A 22,640-nucleotide genomic window follows, 5' to 3' on the forward strand; every position below is an offset into this window, starting at 1 on the left:
TGTCCTCAGTGAGCGAGCAGGAAGTCGAGCACGCGGCGGCTGAAGGCCTCACCGATTTCGACGTTCGACAGGTGTGCAGCCGGGAAGTCGACGTACTCGGCACCGTTGATACCGGCCTGCATGAAGCGGCCATGTTCAGGGGTGGTCACCACGTCCTCGGTACCGGCAACGATCAGCGCCGGCACCTGGATGCGGCCCAGTTGCTCACGGTAATCGGCATCACGCACGGCTGCGCAATTGCCGGCATAGCCTTGCGGGTTGGTTTGCGCCAGCATCTGGCAGATGCGCTGGGCCTCGTCTGCCTGGGCCTGGGCGAAGCCTGGAGTGAACCAACGGGCGATGGACGCATCGCGCAGGTCGACCATGGCCTGCTGGCCGCCTTTGAGCACGGTATCGATACGGGTGTTCCACACCTCGTCATTGGCGATCTTGGCGGCAGTGTTGCACAGGGTCAGGCTACGCAGGCGATCACCGGCGTTGATGCCCAGCCACTGGCCGATCAAGCCGCCCATCGACAGACCGACGAAGTGCGCTTTCTGGATGTCCAGGCCATCGAGCAGGGCCAGCACGTCCCGCCCCAGTTGTTCGATGCTGTAGGGGCCTTCAGTGACCATCGAGGCACCGTGGCCACGGGTGTCGTAGCGCAGCACCCGGAAGTGCTGGCTCCACAGTGGAATCTGGGTGTCCCACATGCCCAGGTCAGTGCCCAGCGAGTTGGACAGGACGAGTACCGGGGCGTTTTCCGGGCCATCGATCTGGTAGTTCAAAACGCCATCGGCCAGTTGCAAGTGCGCCACAGCGGTCTCCTTCAGGCAGTAAAATGTTGATGTTCGGTCACGGCGCGCGCCACCCAGACGCGCGCCTGGCCCAGGTAGTGGGCAGGGTCGAGCAGGCGATCAAGTTCTTCGGCAGACAGTTCGGCACTGACCTGCGGTTCGTCCCCCAGCACGGCACGCAAGTGACGCTGTTCGGCCACGGCGCGCTGGCAGCATTGCTCCAGCAGGTGGTGGGCACGGTCGCGGCCCAGGCGCTGGGCCAGCACGATGCTCACCGCTTCGGCCAGCACCAGGCCTTGGGTAAGGTCGAGGTTACGGCGCATGCGCGCTGCATCCACTTCCATGCCCTCGGCGATGACCTGGGCCTGGCGCAGAGCGCCGGAAACCAGGCAGCAGATATCCGGCAGGGTTTCCCACTCGGCATGCCACAGGCCCAGGCTGCGCTCGTGTTCCTGCGGCATGGCGGCGAACAGGGTAGATACCAGACCAGGGACGCGGGTGGCGGCGCCGATCAGCACGGCAGCGCCCACTGGGTTGCGCTTGTGCGGCATGGTGGAAGACCCCCCCTTGCCCGGCGCGGAAGGCTCGAACACCTCCCCCGCCTCGGTCTGCATCAGCAAGCTGACATCGCGGCCGAACTTGCCCAGGCTGCCGGCCACCAGGCCCAGCACCGAGGCAAACTCCACCAGGCGGTCGCGCTGGGTGTGCCAGGGTTGCTCCGGCAGCGTCAGCTTCAGCTGTTCCGCCAGCGCCTCGGCAACCGGCATCGCCTTGCTACCCAAGGCTGCCAGGCTGCCCGAGGCACCGCCGAACTGCAGCACCAGCAAGCGCGGGCGCAGTTCCTGCAGGCGCTGGCGGTGGCGGGTCAAGGCGCCCAACACGCCAGCCAGTTTCATGCCTAGGGTCACCGGGGTGGCATGCTGCAACCAAGTGCGGCCAACCAGTGGGGTATCAGCATGCTTCAAGGCTTGCTGCGACAGGGTATCGGCCAGCGTGCCAAGGTCGGCTTCGATCAGGTCGAGGGCATTGCGCAGTTGCAAGATCAGCCCGGTGTCCATCGCATCCTGGCTGGTGGCGCACAGGTGCACATAGCGCTCGGCCTCAGGCACGCCGCTGGCAATCACCTTGCCCAACGCCTTCACCAGCGGGATTGCCGAATTACCCGCAGTGGCGATGGCATTGGCCAGCGCGCCAACGTCATAGCGATCGGCCTGGCAAGCTGCCTCGATGGCGGCCACGGCGCTATGCGGCACCAGCCCGGCAGCGGCTTCGGCACGGGCCAGCGCAGCTTCGAAATCGAGCATGCCCTGCAAGCGGCCATGGTCGGAGAAGATCTCGCGCATGGCCGGCGCGGTGAAATAGGCGTCGAACAGTTGGTTGGTCATGCCACGTCCTTAATCATCGTGGTGCAGGTACGCCGCCTGCTTCGGCAGGCGCAGGCTGAACAGGAAGGCAATCGCCATCATGGCCGTCACGTACCAGTAGAAAGTGTTTTCCATACCCAGGGTCTTCAGGCCCAGGGCCACGTACTCGGCAGAGCCGCCGAATGCCGCGTTCGCCACTGCATAGGCCAGGCCCACACCCAGCGCACGCACCTGCGGCGGGAACATCTCGGCCTTCACCAGGCCGCTGATCGAGGTGTAGAAACTGACGATACACAACGCCAGGCTGATCAGTACAAAGGCCATGAACGGGCTGGTCACCGTTTTCAGCGCCATCAGCAGCGGCACGGTGCACAGGGTACCGAGCGCCCCGAACAGCAGCATCGAGTTACGCCGGCCGATGCGATCGGACAGCATGCCGAAGAACGGCTGCAGCACCATGAACAGGAACAACGCACCGGTCATCACGTAGCTGGCGTTTTTTGCCGTCATGCCGGCCGTGTTCACCAGGTATTTCTGCATGTAAGTGGTGAAGGTGTAGAAGATCAGCGAGCCACCCGCGGTATAGCCGAGCACGGTCACAAAGGCCGCTGCGTGATTGCGGAACAGGCCCTTGATGGTGCCGGCGTCCTTGTCCTGGCGGGTCTCGGCGCTGCTGGTTTCGTGCAGCGAACGGCGCAGCATCAGCGAGATCAGCGCGGCAATGGCGCCAACCACGAATGGAATGCGCCAGCCCCAGGCACGCAGCTCATCTTCTGTGAGCAACTGTTGCAGGATCACCACCACCAGCACCGCCAGCAACTGGCCGCCGATCAGGGTGACGTACTGGAACGAAGCAAAAAAGCCGCGCTGACCGCGCAACGCCACTTCACTCATGTAGGTGGCAGTGGTGCCGTATTCGCCGCCTACCGACAGGCCCTGGATCAGGCGGGCCAGCAACAGCAGCGCTGGCGCCCAGGTGCCGATGCTGGCATAGGTGGGCAGGCAGGCGATCATCAGGGAGCCGAAGCACATCATCAGCACCGAGATCATCAGGGAATTCTTGCGACCATGGCGGTCAGCGAGGCGGCCGAAGATCCAGCCACCGATGGGGCGCATCAAAAAGCCTGCGGCGAACACACCTGCCGTGTTCAACAATTGCACGGTAGGGTCGTCGGAAGGGAAGAAGGCCGGGGCAAAGTAGATCGCGCAGAACGCGTAGACGTAGAAGTCGAACCATTCCACCAGGTTGCCTGATGAGGCACCAACAATAGCGAAGATGCGCTTGCTGCGTTCTTCGCCGGTGTAATAGGTTGAGGTCATGACGGTTTTACTCCAAGAGGGTCCCAGGTAAGTCTAGACATACCTGGTAACACACTCGTTCCGCTTTCTGGCTGGCAATTGGCCTTGTGTCTAACAAGACCGGCCTCTTCGCGGGCAAGCCCGCTGCCACAGGTTTTTGTTGTGCAGTGGGCAACAATCATCCTGTGGGAGCGGGCTTGCCCGCGAAAAGGCCGGTACAGGTCACACCCGCTCGATGGCCAAAGCCAGACCCTGCCCAACCCCTACACACATGGTTGCCAGGCCCTTGCGCCCACCACTCTTCTCCAGCTGGTGCAGTGCCGTCAGCACCAGGCGCGCACCGCTCATACCCAGCGGGTGGCCCAGGGCGATCGCACCGCCATTAGGGTTCACCTGCGGCGCATCATCGGCCACACCCAGCTCACGCAGCACCGCCAGGCCTTGGCTGGCAAAAGCTTCGTTCAGCTCGATCACATCGAAATCATTGACTGCCACACCCAAGCGCTCGGTCAGCTTGCGCACCGCCGGCACCGGGCCAATGCCCATTACCCGTGGGGCAACACCGCCACTGGCCATGCCCAGAACGCGGGCGCGTGGCGTCAGGCCGTGCTTCTTCACCGCTTCAGCCGACGCCAGGATCAGCGCCGCAGCACCATCGTTCACGCCCGAGGCATTGCCGGCGGTCACTGTCTTGTCCGGGCCGTTGACCGGCTTGAGCTTGGTCAGGGCTTCCAGCGTGGTGTCCGGGCGCAGGTGTTCGTCACGCTCGACGATGGTTTCGCCTTTCTTGTGCGCAATGCGCACCGGCACGATTTCTTCGGCGAAGAAGCCGGCGGCCTGGGCGGCTGCCGCTTTCTGCTGGCTGCGCAGGGCAAAGGCGTCCTGGTCAGCACGCGAAACCTGATAATCGTCGGCCACGTTGTCGGCGGTTTCCGGCATGGAGTCCACGCCGTACTGGCTCTTCATCAGCGGGTTGATGAAACGCCAGCCGATGGTGGTGTCTTCCAGCTTCATGTTGCGCGAATAGCCGCTTTCGGCCTTGCCCATGACGAACGGGGCACGCGACATCGACTCGACGCCACCGGCAATCGCCAGCTCCATTTCGCCGCTGGCGATGGCGCGGAAGGCAGTGCCGATGGCATCCATGCCTGACGCGCACAGGCGGTTCAGGGTAACACCCGGGATGCTATCGGGCAGGCCGGCCAGCAGCAGCGCCATGCGCGCCACGTTACGGTTGTCTTCACCGGCCTGGTTGGCGCAGCCGAAGAACACTTCGTCGACTTGATCCCACTGTACGCTCGGGTTGCGCTCGATCAGCGCCTTCAGCGGCACGGCAGCCAGGTCGTCGGCACGCACGCCGGCCAGGGCGCCGCCGAAGCGGCCGATCGGGGTGCGGATAGCGTCACAGATAAATACGTCGCGCATTAAGCTTCTCCTGCGGTACGGGCTTCGAGGTCACGCAGGGCGGACGGCTCGACTTCAGTGGTTCGGGGGTGGTCTGCTGGAGGCTACTGGTCAGGGTGCTTCAGTGAGCTCAGATTAAGGAGACTGGCAGGTCGCTTACAATCCGATAATCGACTATTTGTGCGATTAACGAACCATTTGTTGCAAACCTACCGATCCCCTTCTTGCGCTTTACCGGCCTCAGGTCGCGTCTGCGTGGCTCACCAGCCCTTTCACGATCACGCCCACGGTCGCCAGCGCCGCCGGCACCAGCAATGCCGTCAGCACCTGCTCGAAGTTCCAGCCCAGGCCCAGCAGCGTTGCGCCACTCCAGGCCCCGAGAATCGCGCCAAAGCGGCCAATGCCCAGCATCCACGATACACCCGTGGCCCGGCCCTGGGTCGGGTAGAAGCGTGCAGCCAGCGAAGGCATTGCCGACTGCGCGCCGTTCACGCACATACCCGCAATCAGTACCAGCGTGGCCAACACGGTAATGTTGCCCAGGCTCTGCCCCACGGCGTAAGCGAACACCCCGGCCAGCAGGTAGAAAATGCCGATGACCTTGTGCGGGTTGAAACGGTCCATGGCCCAACCCACACCGACCGCACTGAGCACGCCGCCAAACTGGAACAGCGCACCGATGAATGCGGCCTGCTCCATGCTCGCGCCGCTGTCCCGCATCAGGGTTGGCAGCCAGCTGGTCAGCAGGTAGACGATGACCAGGCCCATGAAGTAGGTCAGCCACAGCAGCAGGGTGCCCAAGCCATAAGTGCCGGAGAAGATCACCGCAAACACGTTGCGTGCGGCCACGGCCTTTTGTTCCGGTACGTTGAAGCTGCCGGCCTCGGCCACCACCTGTGGCGCGATGGGCGACAGGGTCTTGCGCACCTTGTCGGTGCCTCGGTTGCGTACCACCAGGAACCGCGCCGACTCCGGCAGCCAGACCATCAGCACCAACGCCAGCAGCAGCGGCAGCACCCCACCGATAACCAGCAGGCTGTGCCAGCCGTAAGCCGGGATCATCTTGGCGGAAATGAAGCCACCACCCGCCATGCCCAGGTTGAAACCACAGAACATGCTGGTGACCAGCAACGACTTGAGGCGCTCAGGGGTGTATTCGGACAGCAGCGTGGTCGCGTTGGGCATACCGGCACCAAGGCCCAGGCCCGTCAGAAAGCGCAGTATCAGCAACTGGTCGACGTTGGTGGCATAGGCCGAAGCCAGGCTGAAACTGCCGAACACCAGCACCGCGCCCACCAGGACACCTTTACGGCCGAAGCGGTCAGCCAGCGGCCCGGAGCCCAAGGCGCCGAACACCATGCCGATCAATGCGGCACTCATGACCGGGCCGAGGCTGGCACGGTCGATCCCCCACTCCTGCGACAGGGCCGGGGCGATGAAGCCCATGGCGGCAGTGTCCAGGCCATCGAGGAAGACGATCAGGAAGCACAACAGCACGACCCGCCACTGATAGCGGGACAGCGGCTGCTGATTGATGAACGACTGAACGTCGAGGCTTTTGCCGACGTTGTTTTGCGCTTGGTTCATTGTTGTTATCCAGAATGTAGGGCACAGCCAGACCACTGCACACGGGCAACCGGCACAGAGGGCGATGAGTGGGGAATATGGCCTGCGTCAGCCTGGATACAACGGTACTGCGCGCGGGTGCGGCCGCGGCAGCGAGGGGACAGTATTCATGTTATGTGCCTCTTATGTTTTTCTTGTTCGGTAGGCAGGGCCGACCGTTGCGAGAAACATTAATCAGCGGGCGCAAGTGAAGCAATTCACCCGGAACGACACTGTGCGTTTATCGCACAGGAAACGGTTTTGCCTGTTCTATTTGGGGGCCGCCTTGCGGCCCCGGCAAATTCAACCAAACAACTGATGGCAAAGGTCGCGGCTGGCAGCGAGCAAAATCGGCAAGAAACGCTGCTCCAGTTCACTGCGCGTCACTCGCCCTACGTGGGTACTCACGTTCAACGCCGCCAACACCTGCCCCGAAGCGTCATACACCGGCACCGCAATCGATCGCAGCCCCTGCTCCAGTTCCTGGTCCACCACGCACCATCCCTGAGCGCGCACCTGCTGGATGCAGGCGAACAACGATTCAGGGTCATGCAGGGTACGACTGGTGCGCGCTTTAAGGTCGGCACGCTCCAGGTACTCGCGCAGGCTGGTGTCGTCCAGGGCCGCCAGCAGAATGCGCCCCATCGACGTGCAGTAGGCCGGCAGGCGCCCGCCCACCGACAGGTCGACCGAAATCAGCCGCTCCACCGTGGCCGAGCGGGCTATATAAAGGATGTCGTCACCTTCGAGCGTGGCCATGTTGGCCGCCTCGTGCAACTGATCGCTGATACGGTCCAGGTATGGCTGGGCAGAAATCGCCAGCGGTGTCGACGACAGGTAGGCATGCCCCAGGGTCAGCACTTTGGGCAGCAGCGAATAGGTACGCCCGTCGGTGGTGGCGTAACCCAGCTTTATCAACGTATGCAGACAACGGCGCACCGCTGCACGAGGGATTTCCGTACGGTGGCTGATCTGGGCGATGGTCAGGTGGCGCTTGCGCTCCTGGAACGCCTGGATCACGGCCAGGCCACGTGCCAGGGAGGTCATGAAGTCCGGGTCGCCGGTAAAGGCCTGGATGCGCTTGGCCGGAGAAGCCACGATCGGCGGCGCCATGGCAGCCGAAGCAGGCCGTGCCACTTCCGAATTGCCGGATTCGTTGGCCAGGGTTTCGTCACTCATCGCACACCTCAAAAAAAACGCCGGTTCGTGCGATTATCGAACAAACGGCCGATAATCGCAATTGACCGCCGACACGTTTGCTTATACCTTGCTCATGCCACTTGTGGCTTCTTTGGAGAGACTGGTCAGGTACCCACCGTAGAAGTCCCCAGGCAACGGCCTCGCCTTTTGGCGAGGCCGTTTTTCATTCGGGCCTCATCCCGGCGTTGCAGCGAACTTTTATCCGCCTTGCCTTTCAAACTTGTACGAAAGGTCCAAACTGTTTCCCGACACTGCCCATTACTTATGTCAGATGATGTCAGTGTTGGGTAAATAACGATGTTCGGTGAATTATCGGTTGCTATAATCGATAACGCAGGCCCGATGCGTCCGTGACAGTGCAACCTTCCGCTGTTTGAAGCCGTTGCAGGCTGCAAGGCATGTGCACGCTGCACAACGCATAACAACAGTCATCCCACTTATTCAGGTACTACATGTGACAAAAGACGAACTGCGCGCAGAACTCGAGCGCCAGGCTGAGCGCTTCAAAGATGTCTACGGTGGCGAAGTCACCACTTACGCCGCACAACCGGATCCAGAACGCAAACCTTGGCGCAAACGTGCCAGCATCCGTGACCAGTCCTTCAACCAGGAACTGCAACGTATGGAGAAGGAACTGCGCAGCGACAATCCCTGAACCCAGGCCACGCCAGCGCGTCGTCGCCCGGCCCCGAGCGCGGTCTATCTTTACCGTCAGGCCGAAGGTGAAATGGAATTACACAAATTTCATACATCCGTTTGAATTTCGGAAGAAGAGCCATTTCGCGATATTTTTTCGGTTTTTCGCCAGTTTTAGCGTCATTTAAAGGACATTTTCCTACCTGCAAGCGCTGATGTGCATAGCACGTGCTCGCCATGAAAATCGCCATCGGTCTGTAGCAGGTGCATCGATTGCCAAGGTTTTCTGGCATAATCCCGCCCCCCTATGACCGCCAGACAACCTTCATGATCGATTTATTCAGCGGACTGGATGCCTGGGTGTTGGTGAGCCTGCTGCTCGCCTTGACCTTCGTACTCGCCTTCGAGTTCATCAATGGCTTTCATGACACCGCCAACGCGGTAGCTACCGTCATCTATACCAAAGCCATGCCGCCGCACCTCGCCGTGTTCTTCTCCGGCGTGTTCAACTTCCTTGGCGTTCTGCTCGGCGGTGTCGGGGTGGCCTATGCCATCGTGCACCTGCTGCCGGTAGAGCTGCTGATCAACGTGAACACCGGACACGGCCTGGCCATGGTCTTCTCGCTGCTGGCTGCGGCCATCACCTGGAACCTCGGCACCTGGTACTTTGGCATCCCCGCTTCCAGCTCGCACACGCTGATCGGCTCCATTCTCGGCGTCGGTCTGGCCAACGCCCTGATCAACGACATTCCGCTGGGCGACGGCGTCAACTGGCAGAAGGCGATCGACATCGCCATGTCGCTGGTGGTCTCGCCAATGGCCGGCTTCGCCGTTGCCGCCCTGGTGCTGATCGGCCTGAAGTGGTGGCGCCCGCTGTCGAAGATGCACAAAACCCCCGACCAGCGCCGCAAACTCGACGACAAGAAGCACCCGCCATTCTGGAACCGCATGGTGCTGGTGGTTTCCGCCATGGGCGTCAGCTTCGTGCACGGTTCGAACGACGGCCAGAAAGGCATCGGCCTGATCATGCTGGTGCTCATCGGTATCGTCCCGGCCAAGTTCGTCCTCGACCTGAACAGCACCACCTACCAGATCGAACGTACCCGCGACGCCACCCTGCACATGAGCCAGTTCTATCAGCGCAACGCCGCCACCCTGGGCGAGTTCCTGGCGCTGGGCAAAGCCAAGGCCAGCGACCTGCCGGAGCAGTTCAGCTGCAACCCGCAGCAGACCGAGCCGACCATTGCCGCGCTGCAGGCCTCGCTGCAAGGCGTGACCGACTACCACAGCCTGAGTGCCGACAAGCGTGTCGAAGTGCGCCGCTACCTGCTGTGCCTGGATGACACGGCGAAGAAGGTTGGCAAGCTGCCAGGCCTGGAGGCCCGTGAAAAGGCCGACCTGGAAAAACTGCGCAAAGACCTTACTGCCACGACCGAATACGCCCCGTTCTGGGTGATCGTGGCCGTCGCCCTGGCCCTGGGCCTGGGCACCATGGTTGGCTGGAAGCGCGTGGTACTGACCGTCGGCGAGAAGATCGGCAAGCAGGGCATGACCTATGCACAGGGCATGTCGGCACAGATCACCGCGGCCTGCGCCATCGGCATGGCCAACGTGTTCGCCCTGCCGGTATCGACCACCCATGTGCTGTCGTCCGGCGTGGCCGGCACCATGGTCGCCAACAAAAGCGGCCTGCAAGGCGGCACCGTGAAGACCATCCTGTTGGCCTGGGTCCTCACCCTGCCGGCCTCGATGGGCCTGGCGGCCGGCCTGTTCTGGCTGGCGTCCAAAGCCATTGGCTGAGTGATACCGCAATGAATGAAGGCGCCCCCGTGGCGCCTTTTTCATGAGCGTTATTCCTGTGCCGGCCTGTTGACGGTGGTTCGGCGCGAAGAGGCCGGCACAGGCAGATCACCTCTTCTTGCCCCCCAGCAACGACCCCATCAACCCCCGCACCAGTTGCCGCCCCAGCTGATTGGCCGCCTGGCGCACCGCCGATTTGATCGCCTGCCCCGCCGCACTCTGCAAGAAGTCCCCCGCCTTGTCGGCAAAGCTCTCTTCATCCGCCTTCGGCTGCGGCGCCGGTTCCACGGCCTCGCCCTTGCGCTGGGTCAGCATTTCATACGCCGATTCGCGGTCCACCGGTTTGTCATAACGCCCCGCCAGCGGCGAAGCGGCAATCAGCGCACTGCGTTCAGCCGCAGACAATGGCCCGATACGCGACTGCGGCGGCGCAACCAGCACCCGCTGCACCATGGCCGGCGTGCCCTTCTCTTCCAGCGTACCCACCAGCGCCTCGCCAATCCCCAGCTCGGTCAACACTGCCAGGGTGTCGAACGCCGGGTTGGGGCGAAAGCCATCGGCCACCGCTCGCAACGACTTCTGCTCCTTGGCGGTAAAGGCCCGCAAGCCGTGCTGAATACGCAAGCCCAGCTGGGCCAACACCGCATCCGGCAGGTCGCCGGGCGACTGGGTAACGAAGTACACCCCCACACCCTTGGATCGAATGAGCCGCACCACCTGCTCCAGCCGGTCCTGCAACGCCTTGGGCGTGCCATTGAACAGCAAGTGCGCTTCATCGAAGAACAATGCCAGCACCGGTTTGTCGGCATCCCCGCGTTCGGGCAACTGCTCGAACAACTCCGCCAACAGCCACAGCAGGAAGGTGGCGTAAACCTTGGGCGCTTCGTGCACCAACCGGCTGGCATCGAGCAGGTGGATACGCCCACAGCCATCCGGGCCCGGCCGTAGCAGGTCTTCAAGCTGTAATGCCGGCTCACCGAACAGTGCCTCGGCGCCCTGCTGCTCCAGAGTCGCCAGCCGCCGCAACAACGCCTGGGTAGAGGCAGTGGTCATCAGCGCGCTGTCTTCACCCAGCAGTTGCGGGTTGTCCTTCAGGTGCGCGAGCAGCGCCTTGAGGTCTTTCAGGTCCAGCAGCAACAGGCCCTCCCGGTCGGCAACCTTGAAGGCAGCGTACAGCGCGGCTTGCTGGCTATCGGTCAGCTCCAGCAGGTTGCCCAGCAGCAGCGGCCCCATCTCACTGAGGGTGGTGCGCAAGGGGTGCCCGGACTGCCCCGCTATATCCCACAAGCTCACGGGATAGGCCCGAGGCGTATGCCCCAGCCAGGGCATGCCGGCGATGCGCTCGGCCACCTTGCCCTGTGGTGCACCGGCGGCCCCCAAGCCACAGAGGTCACCTTTGACGTCGGCCGCGAACACCGCCACCCCTGCGTCGCTGAACACTTCCGCCAGGTGCTGCAAGGTGACGGTCTTGCCCGTCCCCGTTGCACCTGCCACCAGACCGTGACGGTTAGCCAGCCGCATCGCTTGCCCTACTGGCTGGCCATCCGGGCCAGCACCTACAACGATGGTCGAAGATTCCGACATCTCATTAATCCTCTGCTCAAGCTTTACCTTAATTCGGCCGATACCTTTGGGTGATATTCGCCTTAATAGAGAGGAACAACCGAAAAGGGATATTTCGGGATGTTGCACTGCCTTGCGCTCCCCCGGAGCGAACGCCTGATATAACACCTTAGCGGAACCGATTACGCCATGAACAAAAGCCTTCGTTTCAGCCACAAGATTCTTTTGGCCGCATCACTGATCGTGATGCTCGCCTTCAGCCTTTTCACCCTCTACAACGATTACCTCCAGCGTAATGCGATCCGCGAGGACCTGGAAAACTATCTGGCTGAAATGGGCGCCTCCACGTCGACCAACATTCGCAACCTGTTCGAAGGCCGTATCAAACTGGTAGAGAACCTGGCGCAGAACATTGCCCAGGACCCGACCAACGCCGAAACACTGATGGGCCAGAATGCCCTGATTTCCAGCTTCCTTACCGTTTACCTGGGCAAAACCGACGGCGGCTTCAGCGTACGCCCGGACGCAAAGATGCCCGATGGCTACGACCCGCGCACCCGCCCCTGGTACAAGGACGGCATGAATGCGGCGGGCGCGACCCTGACCGAGCCGTACATCGACATGACCACCAACAAGATGGTCATTGGCATCCTCAGCAAGGTGTCCAGCAGTGTCGGCGTGGTGGGTGGCGACCTGGCCCTGGACGGCCTGGTGCAGATCATCAACTCGCTGAACTTTGGCGGCATGGGCTACGCCTTCCTGGTCAACGATCAGGGCAAGATCCTGGTGCACCCGGACAAAGACCTGGTGATGAAGTCGCTGTCGGACCTGTTCCCGCAGCACACGCCGAAACTGACCGGTGAACTGACCGAAGTGCAGAGCGATGGCCAGGCCCGCCTGCTGACCTTCACCCCGATCACCGGCCTGCCGTCGGCCAACTGGTACATCGGCCTGTCGGTGGACAAGGACAAGGCTTTCTCGATGCTCAGCACCTTCCGCACCTCGGCGGTGATCGCCACGGTGGTAGCGGTGGTGATCATCATCGGCCTGCTGGGCCTGCTGATCCGCGTATTGATGCAGCCGCTGCACACCATGACGCGCGCCATGGAAGACATTGCCGAAGGTGAAGGCGACCTGACCAAGCGCTTGCGCATTCACAACCACGACGAGTTCGGCATCCTCGGTAACGCCTTCAACCGGTTCGTAGAGCGCATTCACAGCAGCATCCGCGAAGTATCCTCAGCCACCGAGCAGGTCAACGAAGTGGCCCTGCGCGTGATCAGTGCGTCGAATTCGTCAATGACCAACTCTGACGAGCAGTCCAACCGTACCAACAGCGTGGCAGCCGCCATTAACGAACTGGGTGCCGCCGCCCAGGAAATTGCCGGCAACGCTGCCCAGGCTTCACAGCATGCAAGCTCCGCGCGCCTGCTAGCCGAGGAAGGCCAGCAGGTGGTCGAGCGCAACATAGCCGCGATGAACCGCCTGTCCGACCTGATCGTCACGTCCAGCGAGCATATCGAAACGCTGAACAGCAAGACCGTGAATATCGGCCAGATACTCGAAGTGATCACCAGCATTTCCCAGCAGACCAACCTGCTGGCGCTGAACGCCGCTATCGAGGCAGCCCGCGCCGGTGAAGCCGGGCGTGGCTTTGCCGTGGTCGCCGATGAAGTGCGCAACCTGGCGCACCGCACCCAGGAATCGGCGCAACAAGTGCAGACCATGATCGAAGAGCTCCAGGTCGGTGCCCGTGAGTCGGTCGAGACCATGGACCAGAGCCAGCGCCACAGCCAGGACAGCGTGCAGATCGCCAACCAGGCCGGTGAGCGGCTGGACAGCGTGACCGTGCGCATTGGCGAGATCGACGGCATGAACCAGTCCGTAGCTACTGCGACCGAAGAGCAGACCGCCGTGGTCGAGGCCATCAACATGGACATCAACGAGATCAACATGCTCAACCAGGAAGGCGTGGAGAACCTGCAGGCCACCCTGCGCGCCTGTTCTGACCTGGAGCAGCAAGCCGGCCGCCTTAAGCACCTGGTAGGCAGCTTCCGCATCTAAGCACGTACCGCGTCGCCTGCTTCGCGAGCAAGCCCGCTCCCCCAGAATCGCCACAACTCTCGAATATTGTGGTGGACCTGTGGGAGCGGGCTTGCCCGCGAAGAAGCCAACACCGCGTTCGAGGCCTGCACGCCCAACCCCGATCGAACAAACTATCCTTCTGAGAGGTCAACCTTTAGGCGCGTCATCGCCGGCCCGTTACCGCCGGATGACAGACCCGAAGACGATCCCGGAGGGATGCTGATCGTGCACATCGCCGACATCACCATGTTCTACGCCCCGGCCAGCGGTGGCGTACGTACTTATCTTGATGCCAAACACCGCCGCCTCGACGCCATCCAAGGCGTACGCCATAGCCTGTTGATTCCCGGCGCCAGCGCCCGGCATGCCGATGGCATCTTTCAGGTACCCGCCCCACCCCTGCCGTTTGGCAAGGGCTACCGCTTTCCGGTACGCCTGGCACCTTGGTGCAAGACGCTGCGCACGCTCAAACCCGACCTGATCGAAGTCGGCGACCCCTACCTGACCGCCTGGGCGGCACTGGAGGCAAGGCGCCAACTGGATGTGCCAGTGATCGGCTTCTACCATTCCGACCTGCCGTTGCTGGTCAGCAACCGCATGGGCAACTGGTTCACGCCCAATGTCGAGGCCTACGTGAGCAAGCTGTACGGCAATTTTGACCGGGTGCTGGCGCCCAGCCAGGTCATGGCGGACAAACTGCGCCGCCTGGGCATACGCAACGTGCATGTGCAACGCCTGGGCGTGGACCTGGCCACGTTCAACCCCGACCAGCGCGACCCACACTTGCGCGCGCAGTTGGGCATTGCCGACACCAGCCGCCTGTTGATTTACGCCGGCCGCGGCTCGCGGGAAAAGAACCTGCCGGTGCTGCTCGACTGCATACAGCAACTCGGCGCCCCCTACCACCTGGTGTTGGTAGGTTCGAACATGCCCGCCAACGTGCCACACAACGTCAGCGTCATCGACCACTTCTGCCCGGCTGCAGAGGTGGCCCGGCTGATGGCCAGCGCCGACCTGCTGGTGCACGCTGGCGACCAGGAAACGTTCGGCCTGGTCATTCTCGAAGCCATGGCCAGCGCAACGCCGGTGGTGGCCGTGCGCGCGGGTGCCTTTGGTGAAATCATCAATGATCAGTGCGGCATCCTGTGCCGCGCCAACGATGGCCGCGCCATGGCAACCGCTGTGCGCGAAGCGTTCGAGGCTGGCGTAGGCACGCTGGGTGCGCAGGCCCGTCGGCATGTAGAACAGCATTACTCGTGGGATAACGTGGTCGCGGGCCTGCTCCAGCACTACCAGGCCGTGCTCGGCTATCAGCCACAGGTGCGTGCCCATGCCTGAGCCCTCCTCCAGCCACCGCAGCCTCATGCTGGTACTGCATGATGTAGCCCCGGAAACCTGGCCGGACTACCAGCCCTTCGTAGAGGCCGTCGACGCGCTGGGCCACGTCCCCATGACATGGCTGGTGGTCCCGGACTTCCATCGGCGCAATCCGCTGCACCTGGCGCCCTCGTTCTGCCGTCTGCTGGACAAACGCCTGGCCAACGGGGACGAACTGGCGCTGCACGGCTACGCCCATGCGGACGAAGGGCCACCACCGCGCAGCCCCATCGACTACTTCATGCGGCGTATCTATACCCATGAAGGCGAGTTCTACAGCCTTGATGAAGCCGAAGCACTTACCCGCCTGCAGGAGGGCCTGGCATTGTTCGAGGGCCAAGGTTGGCCTGTGGCAGGGTTTGTCGCACCGGCCTGGCTCATGAGCCAGGGCACTCGGCAAGCGTTGCGTCGCCTGCCGCTGAAGTACACCAGCACACCACAGCACCTGTACCGTTTGCCTGACTTCATCCCTATCGATGCGCCGGGCCTTGTCTGGAGCGCCCGCAGTGCATGGCGTCGCACGTTGTCCCGCGTGCTGTGCGACTGGCAATGCCGTCGCTGGAAAGGCGCGACCACATTACGCCTGGGGCTGCACCCGGTAGACATGCGCCATCGCTCGTCCCGCGACTATTGGCTGCGAACACTGGAACAACTGCTGAAGGATGGCCGCGAACCGCTGACCAAATCGGCCTGGCTGGAGCGCCAGGTGGCAGCATGAACCGCTGGGCCTTGCTGATGCTGGCATTGTTGGGCGCAGCACTGGTGCCAGCGCTGTTGGGAGGTAGCCAACTGCTTCCCAGACTTAGCCGGTTCGACCCGCAACTGCTGGTCATATTGCTTGGCATGATTCTGTCGTGCTGGGTCATCAACACGCTGCGCTTGCGCTTGTTGCTGGGTGAGCAGGCAAAACAGTTAAGCCATGCACGCAGCCTCGGCGTGGTCATGGCCACGGAGTTTGCCATCTGCACGACCCCCGGTGGCAGTGGCGGGCCATTGACCCTGATGGCGCTGCTGGCGCGTCACCGCATCGGCCCGGCACGCAGCGGCGCCGTGTTCGCCATGGACCAGCTGAACGATCTGGCGTTCTTCTTCTGCGCAATGCTCGCGATAGCCGGCTACGCCTTGTTCCACAGCCTGGGCCGCAGCCAGGAAAGCATGCTGCTGGGCAGCGCACTGCTGCTATGCGCAGCACTGGTCGGGGTGATCGGGCTGTTGCGCTACCGACGCACGGTAATGCGCATGAACGGCAGGCTGCTGCAGCACTTGGGCGTAAGCCCGCCGCGCCAGCGCCGCTGGGCACGCAAACTGCTTCACTTCATCGATGCACTGGCGCAGACCTGGCGTCTGCCCAAACGCACCCTGAGCCTGGTATTCACCCTGACCTGCGTCCACTGGGGGCTGCGCTACAGCGTGCTGTACCTGGTATTGAGAGGGCTGGGTGTGGACCTGGCGTGGATCCCCAGCTTTCTGGTGCAGATGCTATCGCTCAGTGCTGGCCAGTTCAGCCTGTTGCCTGGAGGGGCGGGTGCCGCCGAGTTGACTTCAGCCAGCCTGCTGACGCCCTTGGTGGGCAGTTCGACCGCAGCGGCGGCGATCCTGATATGGCGGGCGGTTACTTACTACTTTTATCTGCTGGCGGGTGGGCCGGTGTTCGTGTGCCTGCTTGCGCGTCCGTTGCTGGAGCGCTGGCGACGTCAGGCGGGTTGAGCTGCTGCCAGAGTTCGGCGGCGCCAGGGAAATCGGTGCCGTCAGTGTCATCCAGGGCTTCGGGGTCGTAGCGGGCCAGGCAGCCTTCGCCGAGGGTGGGCGGGGGTGAAGCAGTGGGGGTGTTACGTTGCTTGGCCATGGGTATTCCTTTCAGGATTCCCGGGGGCGCTTTGCGCCCCAGAGTCTCAGCGCCAACCGGCCAGTGTCAGTCAAACACCACAGTCTTGTTGCCATGCACCAGCACCCGGTCTTCCAGGTGATAACGCAGGCCACGGGCCAGCACCATCTTTTCTACATCGCGGCCAAAGCGGACCATGTCTTCGATGCTGTCGGCATGGCTGACGCGTACCACGTCCTGCTCGATGATCGGGCCGGCGTCCAGCTCTTCGGTAACGTAGTGGCAGGTCGCACCGATCAGCTTCACGCCACGCAGAGCGGCCTGATGGTAAGGCTTGGCACCGACGAAAGACGGCAGGAAGCTGTGGTGAATGTTGATCACCTTCTCGGCATAGTCCTGGCACAGTTGCGGCGGCAGGATTTGCATATAGCGGGCCAGCACCACCACATCAGCAGCATGCTCATTGACCAGGCGCGACACTTCGGCAAAGGCCGGGGCCTTGTCCTTGGGGTCGACCGGTACATGGAAGAACGGAATACCGTGCCACTCGACCATGCTGCGCAGGTCGTTGTGGTTGGAGATCACGCAGGGGATCTCGCAGTCCAGTTCGTCTGTATGCCAGCGATGCAGCAGGTCGGCCAGGCAGTGCGACTCGCGGCTGGCCATCAGCACCACGCGCTTTTTCTGCGCCGAGTCGGTAATGCGCCAGGTCATGGAGAACTCTTCGGCAATTGGCGCAAACGCCTCGCGGAAGGCTTCGATACCGAACGGCAGCGATTCGGCGCGGATTTCATGGCGCATGAAGAACCAGCCGCTGTGCTCATCAGAGTGGTGGCTGGCCTCGTTGATCCAGCCATTGTACAAGGCCAGGAAATTACTGACTTTCGCCACGATGCCTACGCGGTCGGGGCAGGCGATCACCAGACGATAGGTGCGCATGAATGAGACTCCAGAACTTCGCAAAGGCGCCTATTCTAGCGGCCCGACAGAAAAAACGCAGTATTGATCGCAGCCGCGTGGGTCTATGCAGGTCTGCAAACGCAGCGGCACGCCTTGTCTGACAGACATGACGAAATAGCGGGCCTTTATGTAAATTTTTGTTCACGTGGAGAAATGTTGTCACAGCTTAATTAACAGTTAATTGCCCAATAGCATGTTTACTTGCGACTATCGGCTGTCTATTATTGCCCCACACATTTCTGAACACGCATTAAGGAACACTCCATGTCCCTGATCAACGAGTACCGCGCCACCGAAGAAGCCATCAAGGAACTTCAGGCCCGCCTGGCCAACCTGTCGCAGGATGACAAGCTGAAGAAAGAACTGGAGTTCGAAGGCAAACTGCGCGCACTGATGGGCGAGTACTCCAAGTCGCTGCGCGACGTGATTGCCCTGCTCGACCCAGAGTCGAAACTGAGCAAGGCACCTCGTGGTGCGATCAAGGCTGTTGCCACCAAGCGTGCACGCAAGGTCAAGCAATACAAAAACCCGCACAACGGTGAAGTGATCGAAACCAAAGGCGGCAACCACAAAACCCTGAAAGAGTGGAAAGCCACTTGGGGTGGCGATGTGGTTGAAAGCTGGGCGACCCTGCTGGACTGATTGTCCATCTACGCCTTTTGCTTATCGCAACAAAAACGCCGGCACATCGCCGGCGTTTTTGTTTGTCTGGTGATCAGCCAACTGCAAATTGTGCCTGCAATTGCCGGGCATGCACTTGCCAAGCCTCCAGCACACGCCGGCCCGCTTCGTCAGCGCCCTCCCAGGCTTGCTGGCGTGCCTGCTCAAAGTCACCCAGCGTATTCGGTGCCCCCCATCGCGGGTCGCTCAGGCGCTGCTGGCAGAAGCCATGCCAGCGCTGGCGCTCTTCGCTGTTCAAGGTGTCGGGGAAATTACGCGCCCGGTAGCGGAACAGCAGTTCGGGCAAGCGCGGGTCATCGAACATCCAGTGCCCATGGCTCAACTGCGCCGGTTCCAGCGCACGAACTTGCTCGCATAAGCGCCGGTCACGGTCGCCAATAAAACCCTCGTACAATTGCTGTTCCGGGTCCGCACTCGGGACAAACTCATCCTTGCCATAGATGTGCTCCAGCTTGTCTTGCCATTGCGCCTGTTGATTGGCCAACTCTTCACCGCGCAATTGTAACAACGTCAAGTCCAGGCCCAATCGCTGTTGATCGACCGGGCGCAGTACCGACAACGGCGCCAGTACCGGGCAGCGATTGATCTGTACCAGTTTGAGCGGTACCGGTAATTCACCCTCGGCCAATTCATCATGCCGGGTGTACAAACGCTGGCGCAAAACTTCAGCACTTTCCCGTCGTAACGGTAGGGTTTCCTGATGCAGGTCGCACACAATCAGTGCATTGCGATTACGCGGGTGCCAGGCCAGTGGCAAAACGACACCCAGGTAATTACGCGCCGCCGAAAAGCGCCCGGATATATGCACCAGCGGCTGTAACAAACGGATTTGCTCCATCACTTTATGCTTACTGCGTAACTGGAACAGCCAGTCATACAATTTTGGCTGCTTCTGCCGAATCAGGCGAGCCAGGGCAATGGTTGCCCGTACGTCGGAAAGCGCTTCGTGGGCATGCCCGTGATCGATGCCATTGGCCTTGCTCAGCAGCTCCAGGCGCAGGCTGGTGCGGCCGTCCTGCTGCGGCCATTCAATACCCTCCGGGCGCAGGGCATAGGCAGTACGCACGATATCGATCAGGTCCCAGCGGCTGTTGCCGCCCTGCCACTCACGGGCATAAGGGTCGAAAAAGTTGCGGTACAGGCTGTAGCGGGTCACTTCGTCGTCAAAGCGCAGGGTGTTGTAGCCGGCACCACAGGTGCCCGGTTGAGCCAGCTGGGCATGCACCCGGGTCATGAACTCGGCTTCGCACAGCCCCTGCTCGGCCAACAGCTGTGGCGTGATGCCGGTCACCAGGCAAGCGGCCGGATGCGGCAGGATATCGTCAGAGGGCCGGCAGTAAAGGCTGATCGGCTCGTCAATCTCGTTGAGGTCAAAGTCAGTGCGAACACCGGCCACCTGCAGTGGGCGGTCGCAGCGCGGGTTGATGCCGGTGGTTTCGTAGTCGTGCCAGAAAATGCTGGAGGTCACGGGGTCGTCCTGTATCGAGGTCGACCCGATTCTAGCGTAGCCTCAGACAGAAGCGTTGGCGGGGTGGAAACTGAAGTAATCACGCAACGAATGCACGAACTCGTCGTATTCGCGCGGGGCCTGCAGCAGCATGAAGCCCGAATCATAGTGCCCAGGCGTCAGGTCTTCGCGGCACCACAGGCAACTGGCGGTGAGATTGACGAACTGATGCCCCCCGCCGACCAACGGCATGCGCAGTTGCAGCTCGTAATCCGGCCCGACCAGCACGGGGAGCTGGCTGATGACCATCAAGCCATCTTCGGAGGCATTGCCTAGCTGGCCGATTTCCTGGTTGGTAAACCGGTTGAACACCTTGAGGACACAAGGCAGCTGATGGCGTTCGATGTGGCGCTTGTTGAACATGATCGCAAGTGTATTCCGTACCTGATGCCAGGAATACAAGGAACTGGCGGTTGTTGTAACAGCTGAGTTACAGATTAGCGCAGCACGCGCTGCAAATCTCGTGAAATAAACAACACCTTGGTGTTAGCGCCAAGGTACGGTCGTCGCCGGCTTGGCCACCGCCGTTTCACCGCCGCGCAAATGGCCCAGTTTCTCCAGCGTCTGCAGGCGGGCCTGGGCGCGATAGGCATACTCGTTGCCCGGGTACTGCTGGATCAGGTACTGATAGGTCTGCGCGGCATCCACATAAAGCGCCTGGCGCTCCAGGCATTGGCCGCGTAGCAGCGACACCTCGGGGTGGATAAATGGCCGCGCACGGCTGGTGCGGTCGACCTGCGACAGCTCCAGCATGACCCGGGCGCAATCGCCACGGTCGTAGGCACGGTAGGCATTGTTCAGGTGGTGGTCCATGGACCAGCGGGTACAGCCGACGACGCTGGCGGCCAGGGCTAAAACGATCAGGGCTCGCATGGGGATCTCCTTTGATGCCTGTTTATCGGCCAACGCCAACAAATCTTCACAGCGTTTTGCAAGCATACCCTGCCCGTTCAAATGCCACCCTGCCTTGGTCGCAGGTAGTGCAACGGAACAATGACTACAGCGAGATTCAGGAGTAGCCTTTCGCTGCGCTTCACTATAGGAGTCTGTGCATGAGCATCCGCCGTACCAAAATCGTCGCCACCCTTGGCCCCGCCAGCAACTCGCCGGAAGTGATCGAACAGCTGATCCTCGCCGGCCTGGACGTGGCACGTCTGAACTTCTCCCACGGCACTCCGGACGAGCACAAGGCCCGCGCGCGCCTGATCCGTGACATCGCCGCCAAGAACGGCCGCCATGTAGCATTGCTGGGCGACCTGCAGGGTCCGAAGATCCGCATCGCCAAGTTCGCCAACAAGCGCATCGAATTGAAGATCGGTGACAAGTTCACCTTCTCTACCGCCCACCCGCTGACCGAAGGCAACCAGGACATCGTCGGTATCGACTACCCCGACCTGGTCAAAGACTGCGGCGTCGGTGACGAACTGCTGCTGGACGATGGCCGCGTGGTCATGCGCGTCGAAACCGCCACTGCAGATGCCCTGCACTGCGTGGTGATCATCGGTGGCCCGCTGTCGGACCACAAAGGCATCAACCGCAAAGGTGGCGGCCTGACCGCACCGGCCCTGACCGAAAAAGACAAGGCCGACATCAAGCTGGCGGCGGAAATGGACCTGGACTACCTGGCCGTGTCCTTCCCGCGTGACGCCAGCGACATGGAATACGCGCGCAAGCTGCGTGACGAAGCCGGTGGCAGCGCCTGGCTGGTGGCCAAGATCGAACGCGCCGAAGCGGTTGCCGACGACGAGACCCTCGACAAGCTGATCGCCGCCTCCGACGCGGTGATGGTTGCCCGTGGCGACCTGGGCGTGGAAATCGGCGATGCCGAGCTGATCGCCATCCAGAAGAAGATCATCCAGCACGCCCGCCGCAACAACAAAGCGGTGATCGTGGCGACCCAGATGATGGAGTCGATGATCCAGAATCCGATGCCGACCCGTGCCGAAGTGTCCGACGTGGCCAACGCCGTGCTGGACAATACCGACGCGGTGATGCTGTCGGCTGAAAGTGCTGCAGGTTCGTACCCGATCGAAGCCGTTCAGGCCATGGCCCGCATCTGCCTGGGCGCTGAAAAGCACCCGACGAGCCAGAAGTCCAGCCACCGCCTGCACACCACCTTCGAGCGTTGCGACGAAAGCATCGCCCTGGCGGCCATGTACACCGCCAACCACTTCCCGGGCGTGAAGGCGATCATCGCCCTGACCGAAAGCGGCTACACCCCGCTGATCATGTCGCGCCTGCGCTCGCACGTGCCGATCTTCGCCCTGTCGCCGCACCGCGCCACCCAGGCACGCGCCAACATGTTCCGTGGCGTGTACCCGATCGCCTTCGACCCGGCTTCGCTGCCGGCCGACAAGGTGAGCCAGGCCGCAGTCGACGAACTGCTCAAGCGTGGCTTGGTGGAGCAAGGTGACTGGGTGATTCTGACCAAGGGTGACAGCTACCACACCATCGGTGGCACCAACGGCATGAAGATCCTGCACGTTGGTGACCCGCTGGTCGGCTGATAGCCCTCGGGGTCCGCTTGACGGCCTCATCGCGACCTTCGGTCGCTCCTA

At 61.9% G+C, this 22,640-nt stretch carries 18 protein-coding genes and 2 pseudogenes; 9 read left to right on the forward strand and 11 right to left on the reverse strand.

The window, feature by feature from the left end:
* Positions 1 to 5: 5 nt before the first annotated feature.
* From pcaD to pcaR, 6 genes are all read right to left on the reverse strand, one after another.
* Positions 6 to 797, reverse strand: coding sequence for a 3-oxoadipate enol-lactonase (gene pcaD / locus B9A31_RS13485; RefSeq protein ID WP_084297064.1), 792 nt, complete (start codon positions 795 to 797; stop codon positions 6 to 8).
* 11 nt (positions 798 to 808) lie between these two features.
* The gene (locus B9A31_RS13490; RefSeq protein ID WP_084297065.1) at positions 809 to 2,161 is read right to left on the reverse strand and encodes a 3-carboxy-cis,cis-muconate cycloisomerase; all 1,353 of its coding nucleotides are present in this window, start codon (positions 2,159 to 2,161) and stop codon (positions 809 to 811) included.
* 9 nt (positions 2,162 to 2,170) lie between these two features.
* Positions 2,171 to 3,460, reverse strand: a complete 1,290-nt coding sequence (locus B9A31_RS13495; RefSeq protein WP_025753926.1) for an MFS family transporter — start codon at positions 3,458 to 3,460, stop codon at positions 2,171 to 2,173.
* 201 nt (positions 3,461 to 3,661) lie between these two features.
* On the reverse strand, positions 3,662 to 4,864 hold the full coding sequence (gene pcaF / locus B9A31_RS13500; RefSeq protein WP_016713635.1) for a 3-oxoadipyl-CoA thiolase: 1,203 nt from the start codon (positions 4,862 to 4,864) through the stop codon (positions 3,662 to 3,664).
* 219 nt (positions 4,865 to 5,083) lie between these two features.
* A complete protein-coding gene (locus B9A31_RS13505; RefSeq protein WP_084297066.1) occupies positions 5,084 to 6,430 on the reverse strand; it encodes a 4-hydroxybenzoate transporter PcaK in 1,347 nt (448 codons plus the stop codon).
* A 321-nt stretch (positions 6,431 to 6,751) separates the two neighbouring features.
* Positions 6,752 to 7,627, reverse strand: a complete 876-nt coding sequence (gene pcaR / locus B9A31_RS13510) for a pca regulon transcriptional regulator PcaR (RefSeq protein WP_019099604.1) — start codon at positions 7,625 to 7,627, stop codon at positions 6,752 to 6,754.
* 475 nt (positions 7,628 to 8,102) lie between these two features.
* Here pcaR and B9A31_RS13520 point away from each other — a divergent pair, with 475 nt between their 5' ends.
* Both B9A31_RS13520 and B9A31_RS13525 read left to right on the forward strand, forming a co-directional pair.
* Positions 8,103 to 8,303 (forward strand): hypothetical protein, encoded by a 201-nt coding sequence (locus tag B9A31_RS13520; RefSeq protein WP_025753928.1) that lies wholly within the window; start codon positions 8,103 to 8,105, stop codon positions 8,301 to 8,303.
* Positions 8,304 to 8,611: 308 nt separating this feature from the next.
* Entirely contained in the window at positions 8,612 to 10,084 is a 1,473-nt protein-coding gene (locus B9A31_RS13525; RefSeq protein WP_025753929.1) for an inorganic phosphate transporter, read from the forward strand.
* 108 nt (positions 10,085 to 10,192) lie between these two features.
* On the opposite strand, the gene B9A31_RS13530 is transcribed toward B9A31_RS13525, so the two are convergent.
* Positions 10,193 to 11,668: a helicase HerA-like domain-containing protein gene (locus B9A31_RS13530; RefSeq protein WP_027615394.1), complete on the reverse strand. Its 1,476-nt coding sequence runs from the start codon at positions 11,666 to 11,668 to the stop codon at positions 10,193 to 10,195.
* A 225-nt stretch (positions 11,669 to 11,893) separates the two neighbouring features.
* Here B9A31_RS13530 and B9A31_RS27735 point away from each other — a divergent pair.
* The 5 genes and pseudogenes from B9A31_RS27735 to B9A31_RS13550 form a co-directional block, all read left to right on the forward strand.
* Positions 11,894 to 12,853: pseudogene (locus B9A31_RS27735) on the forward strand (cache domain-containing protein); the annotation flags it as partial.
* A 261-nt stretch (positions 12,854 to 13,114) separates the two neighbouring features.
* A pseudogene (locus B9A31_RS27740) lies at positions 13,115 to 13,711 on the forward strand (methyl-accepting chemotaxis protein); the annotation flags it as partial.
* A gap of 237 nt (positions 13,712 to 13,948) precedes the next feature.
* Positions 13,949 to 15,070 (forward strand): glycosyltransferase family 4 protein, encoded by a 1,122-nt coding sequence (locus tag B9A31_RS13540; RefSeq protein WP_019099609.1) that lies wholly within the window; start codon positions 13,949 to 13,951, stop codon positions 15,068 to 15,070.
* Positions 15,063 to 15,827 carry a DUF2334 domain-containing protein gene (locus B9A31_RS13545; protein WP_019099610.1) on the forward strand — a complete coding sequence of 255 codons (765 nt, stop codon included), beginning with the start codon at positions 15,063 to 15,065 and terminating at the stop codon, positions 15,825 to 15,827. Before B9A31_RS13540 ends, B9A31_RS13545 begins: the two co-directional genes overlap by 8 nt.
* The gene (locus tag B9A31_RS13550; RefSeq protein WP_019099611.1) at positions 15,824 to 16,816 is read left to right on the forward strand and encodes a lysylphosphatidylglycerol synthase transmembrane domain-containing protein; all 993 of its coding nucleotides are present in this window, start codon (positions 15,824 to 15,826) and stop codon (positions 16,814 to 16,816) included. Before B9A31_RS13545 ends, B9A31_RS13550 begins: the two co-directional genes overlap by 4 nt.
* 205 nt (positions 16,817 to 17,021) lie before the next feature.
* On the opposite strand, the gene purU is transcribed toward B9A31_RS13550, so the two are convergent.
* Positions 17,022 to 17,873, reverse strand: coding sequence for a formyltetrahydrofolate deformylase (gene purU, locus B9A31_RS13560; RefSeq protein WP_016713625.1), 852 nt, complete (start codon positions 17,871 to 17,873; stop codon positions 17,022 to 17,024).
* 285 nt (positions 17,874 to 18,158) lie between these two features.
* On the opposite strand from purU, the gene mvaT reads away from it, so the two are divergent.
* On the forward strand, positions 18,159 to 18,536 hold the full coding sequence (mvaT, locus tag B9A31_RS13565) for a histone-like nucleoid-structuring protein MvaT (protein ID WP_019099612.1): 378 nt from the start codon (positions 18,159 to 18,161) through the stop codon (positions 18,534 to 18,536).
* 73 nt (positions 18,537 to 18,609) lie between these two features.
* Here mvaT and sbcB read toward each other — a convergent pair whose 3' ends face one another.
* The 3 genes from sbcB to B9A31_RS13580 form a co-directional block, all read right to left on the reverse strand.
* Entirely contained in the window at positions 18,610 to 20,043 is a 1,434-nt protein-coding gene (sbcB, locus tag B9A31_RS13570; RefSeq protein ID WP_028614288.1) for an exodeoxyribonuclease I, read from the reverse strand.
* Positions 20,044 to 20,085: 42 nt separating this feature from the next.
* Positions 20,086 to 20,445 carry a PilZ domain-containing protein gene (locus B9A31_RS13575; protein ID WP_025753934.1) on the reverse strand — a complete coding sequence of 120 codons (360 nt, stop codon included), beginning with the start codon at positions 20,443 to 20,445 and terminating at the stop codon, positions 20,086 to 20,088.
* Between the two features lie 123 nt (positions 20,446 to 20,568).
* The gene (locus tag B9A31_RS13580) at positions 20,569 to 20,955 is read right to left on the reverse strand and encodes a tol-pal system YbgF family protein (RefSeq protein WP_019099615.1); all 387 of its coding nucleotides are present in this window, start codon (positions 20,953 to 20,955) and stop codon (positions 20,569 to 20,571) included.
* Between the two features lie 179 nt (positions 20,956 to 21,134).
* On the opposite strand from B9A31_RS13580, the gene pyk reads away from it, so the two are divergent.
* Positions 21,135 to 22,589: a pyruvate kinase gene (gene pyk, locus B9A31_RS13585; protein WP_016713620.1), complete on the forward strand. Its 1,455-nt coding sequence runs from the start codon at positions 21,135 to 21,137 to the stop codon at positions 22,587 to 22,589.
* Positions 22,590 to 22,640: the final 51 nt, after the last annotated feature.

Source organism: Pseudomonas sp. URIL14HWK12:I5 (assembly GCF_900176445.1).
GTDB classification, from domain to species: domain Bacteria; phylum Pseudomonadota; class Gammaproteobacteria; order Pseudomonadales; family Pseudomonadaceae; genus Aquipseudomonas; species Aquipseudomonas monteilii.

Coding starts and splice junctions, on each gene's coding strand:
- B9A31_RS13490 (WP_084297065.1), bottom strand. CDS start 2,161: ATGACCAACCAACTGTTCGACGCCTATTTCACCGCGCCGGCCATGCGC.
- B9A31_RS13495 (WP_025753926.1), bottom strand. CDS start 3,460: ATGACCTCAACCTATTACACCGGCGAAGAACGCAGCAAGCGCATCTTC.
- pcaF (WP_016713635.1), bottom strand. CDS start 4,864: ATGCGCGACGTATTTATCTGTGACGCTATCCGCACCCCGATCGGCCGC.
- B9A31_RS13505 (WP_084297066.1), bottom strand. CDS start 6,430: ATGAACCAAGCGCAAAACAACGTCGGCAAAAGCCTCGACGTTCAGTCG.
- pcaR (WP_019099604.1), bottom strand. CDS start 7,627: ATGAGTGACGAAACCCTGGCCAACGAATCCGGCAATTCGGAAGTGGCA.
- B9A31_RS13525 (WP_025753929.1), top strand. CDS start 8,612: ATGATCGATTTATTCAGCGGACTGGATGCCTGGGTGTTGGTGAGCCTG.
- B9A31_RS13530 (WP_027615394.1), bottom strand. CDS start 11,668: ATGTCGGAATCTTCGACCATCGTTGTAGGTGCTGGCCCGGATGGCCAG.
- B9A31_RS13540 (WP_019099609.1), top strand. CDS start 13,949: ATGCTGATCGTGCACATCGCCGACATCACCATGTTCTACGCCCCGGCC.
- B9A31_RS13545 (WP_019099610.1), top strand. CDS start 15,063: ATGCCTGAGCCCTCCTCCAGCCACCGCAGCCTCATGCTGGTACTGCAT.
- B9A31_RS13550 (WP_019099611.1), top strand. CDS start 15,824: ATGAACCGCTGGGCCTTGCTGATGCTGGCATTGTTGGGCGCAGCACTG.
- purU (WP_016713625.1), bottom strand. CDS start 17,873: ATGCGCACCTATCGTCTGGTGATCGCCTGCCCCGACCGCGTAGGCATC.
- mvaT (WP_019099612.1), top strand. CDS start 18,159: ATGTCCCTGATCAACGAGTACCGCGCCACCGAAGAAGCCATCAAGGAA.
- B9A31_RS13575 (WP_025753934.1), bottom strand. CDS start 20,445: ATGTTCAACAAGCGCCACATCGAACGCCATCAGCTGCCTTGTGTCCTC.
- B9A31_RS13580 (WP_019099615.1), bottom strand. CDS start 20,955: ATGCGAGCCCTGATCGTTTTAGCCCTGGCCGCCAGCGTCGTCGGCTGT.
- pyk (WP_016713620.1), top strand. CDS start 21,135: ATGAGCATCCGCCGTACCAAAATCGTCGCCACCCTTGGCCCCGCCAGC.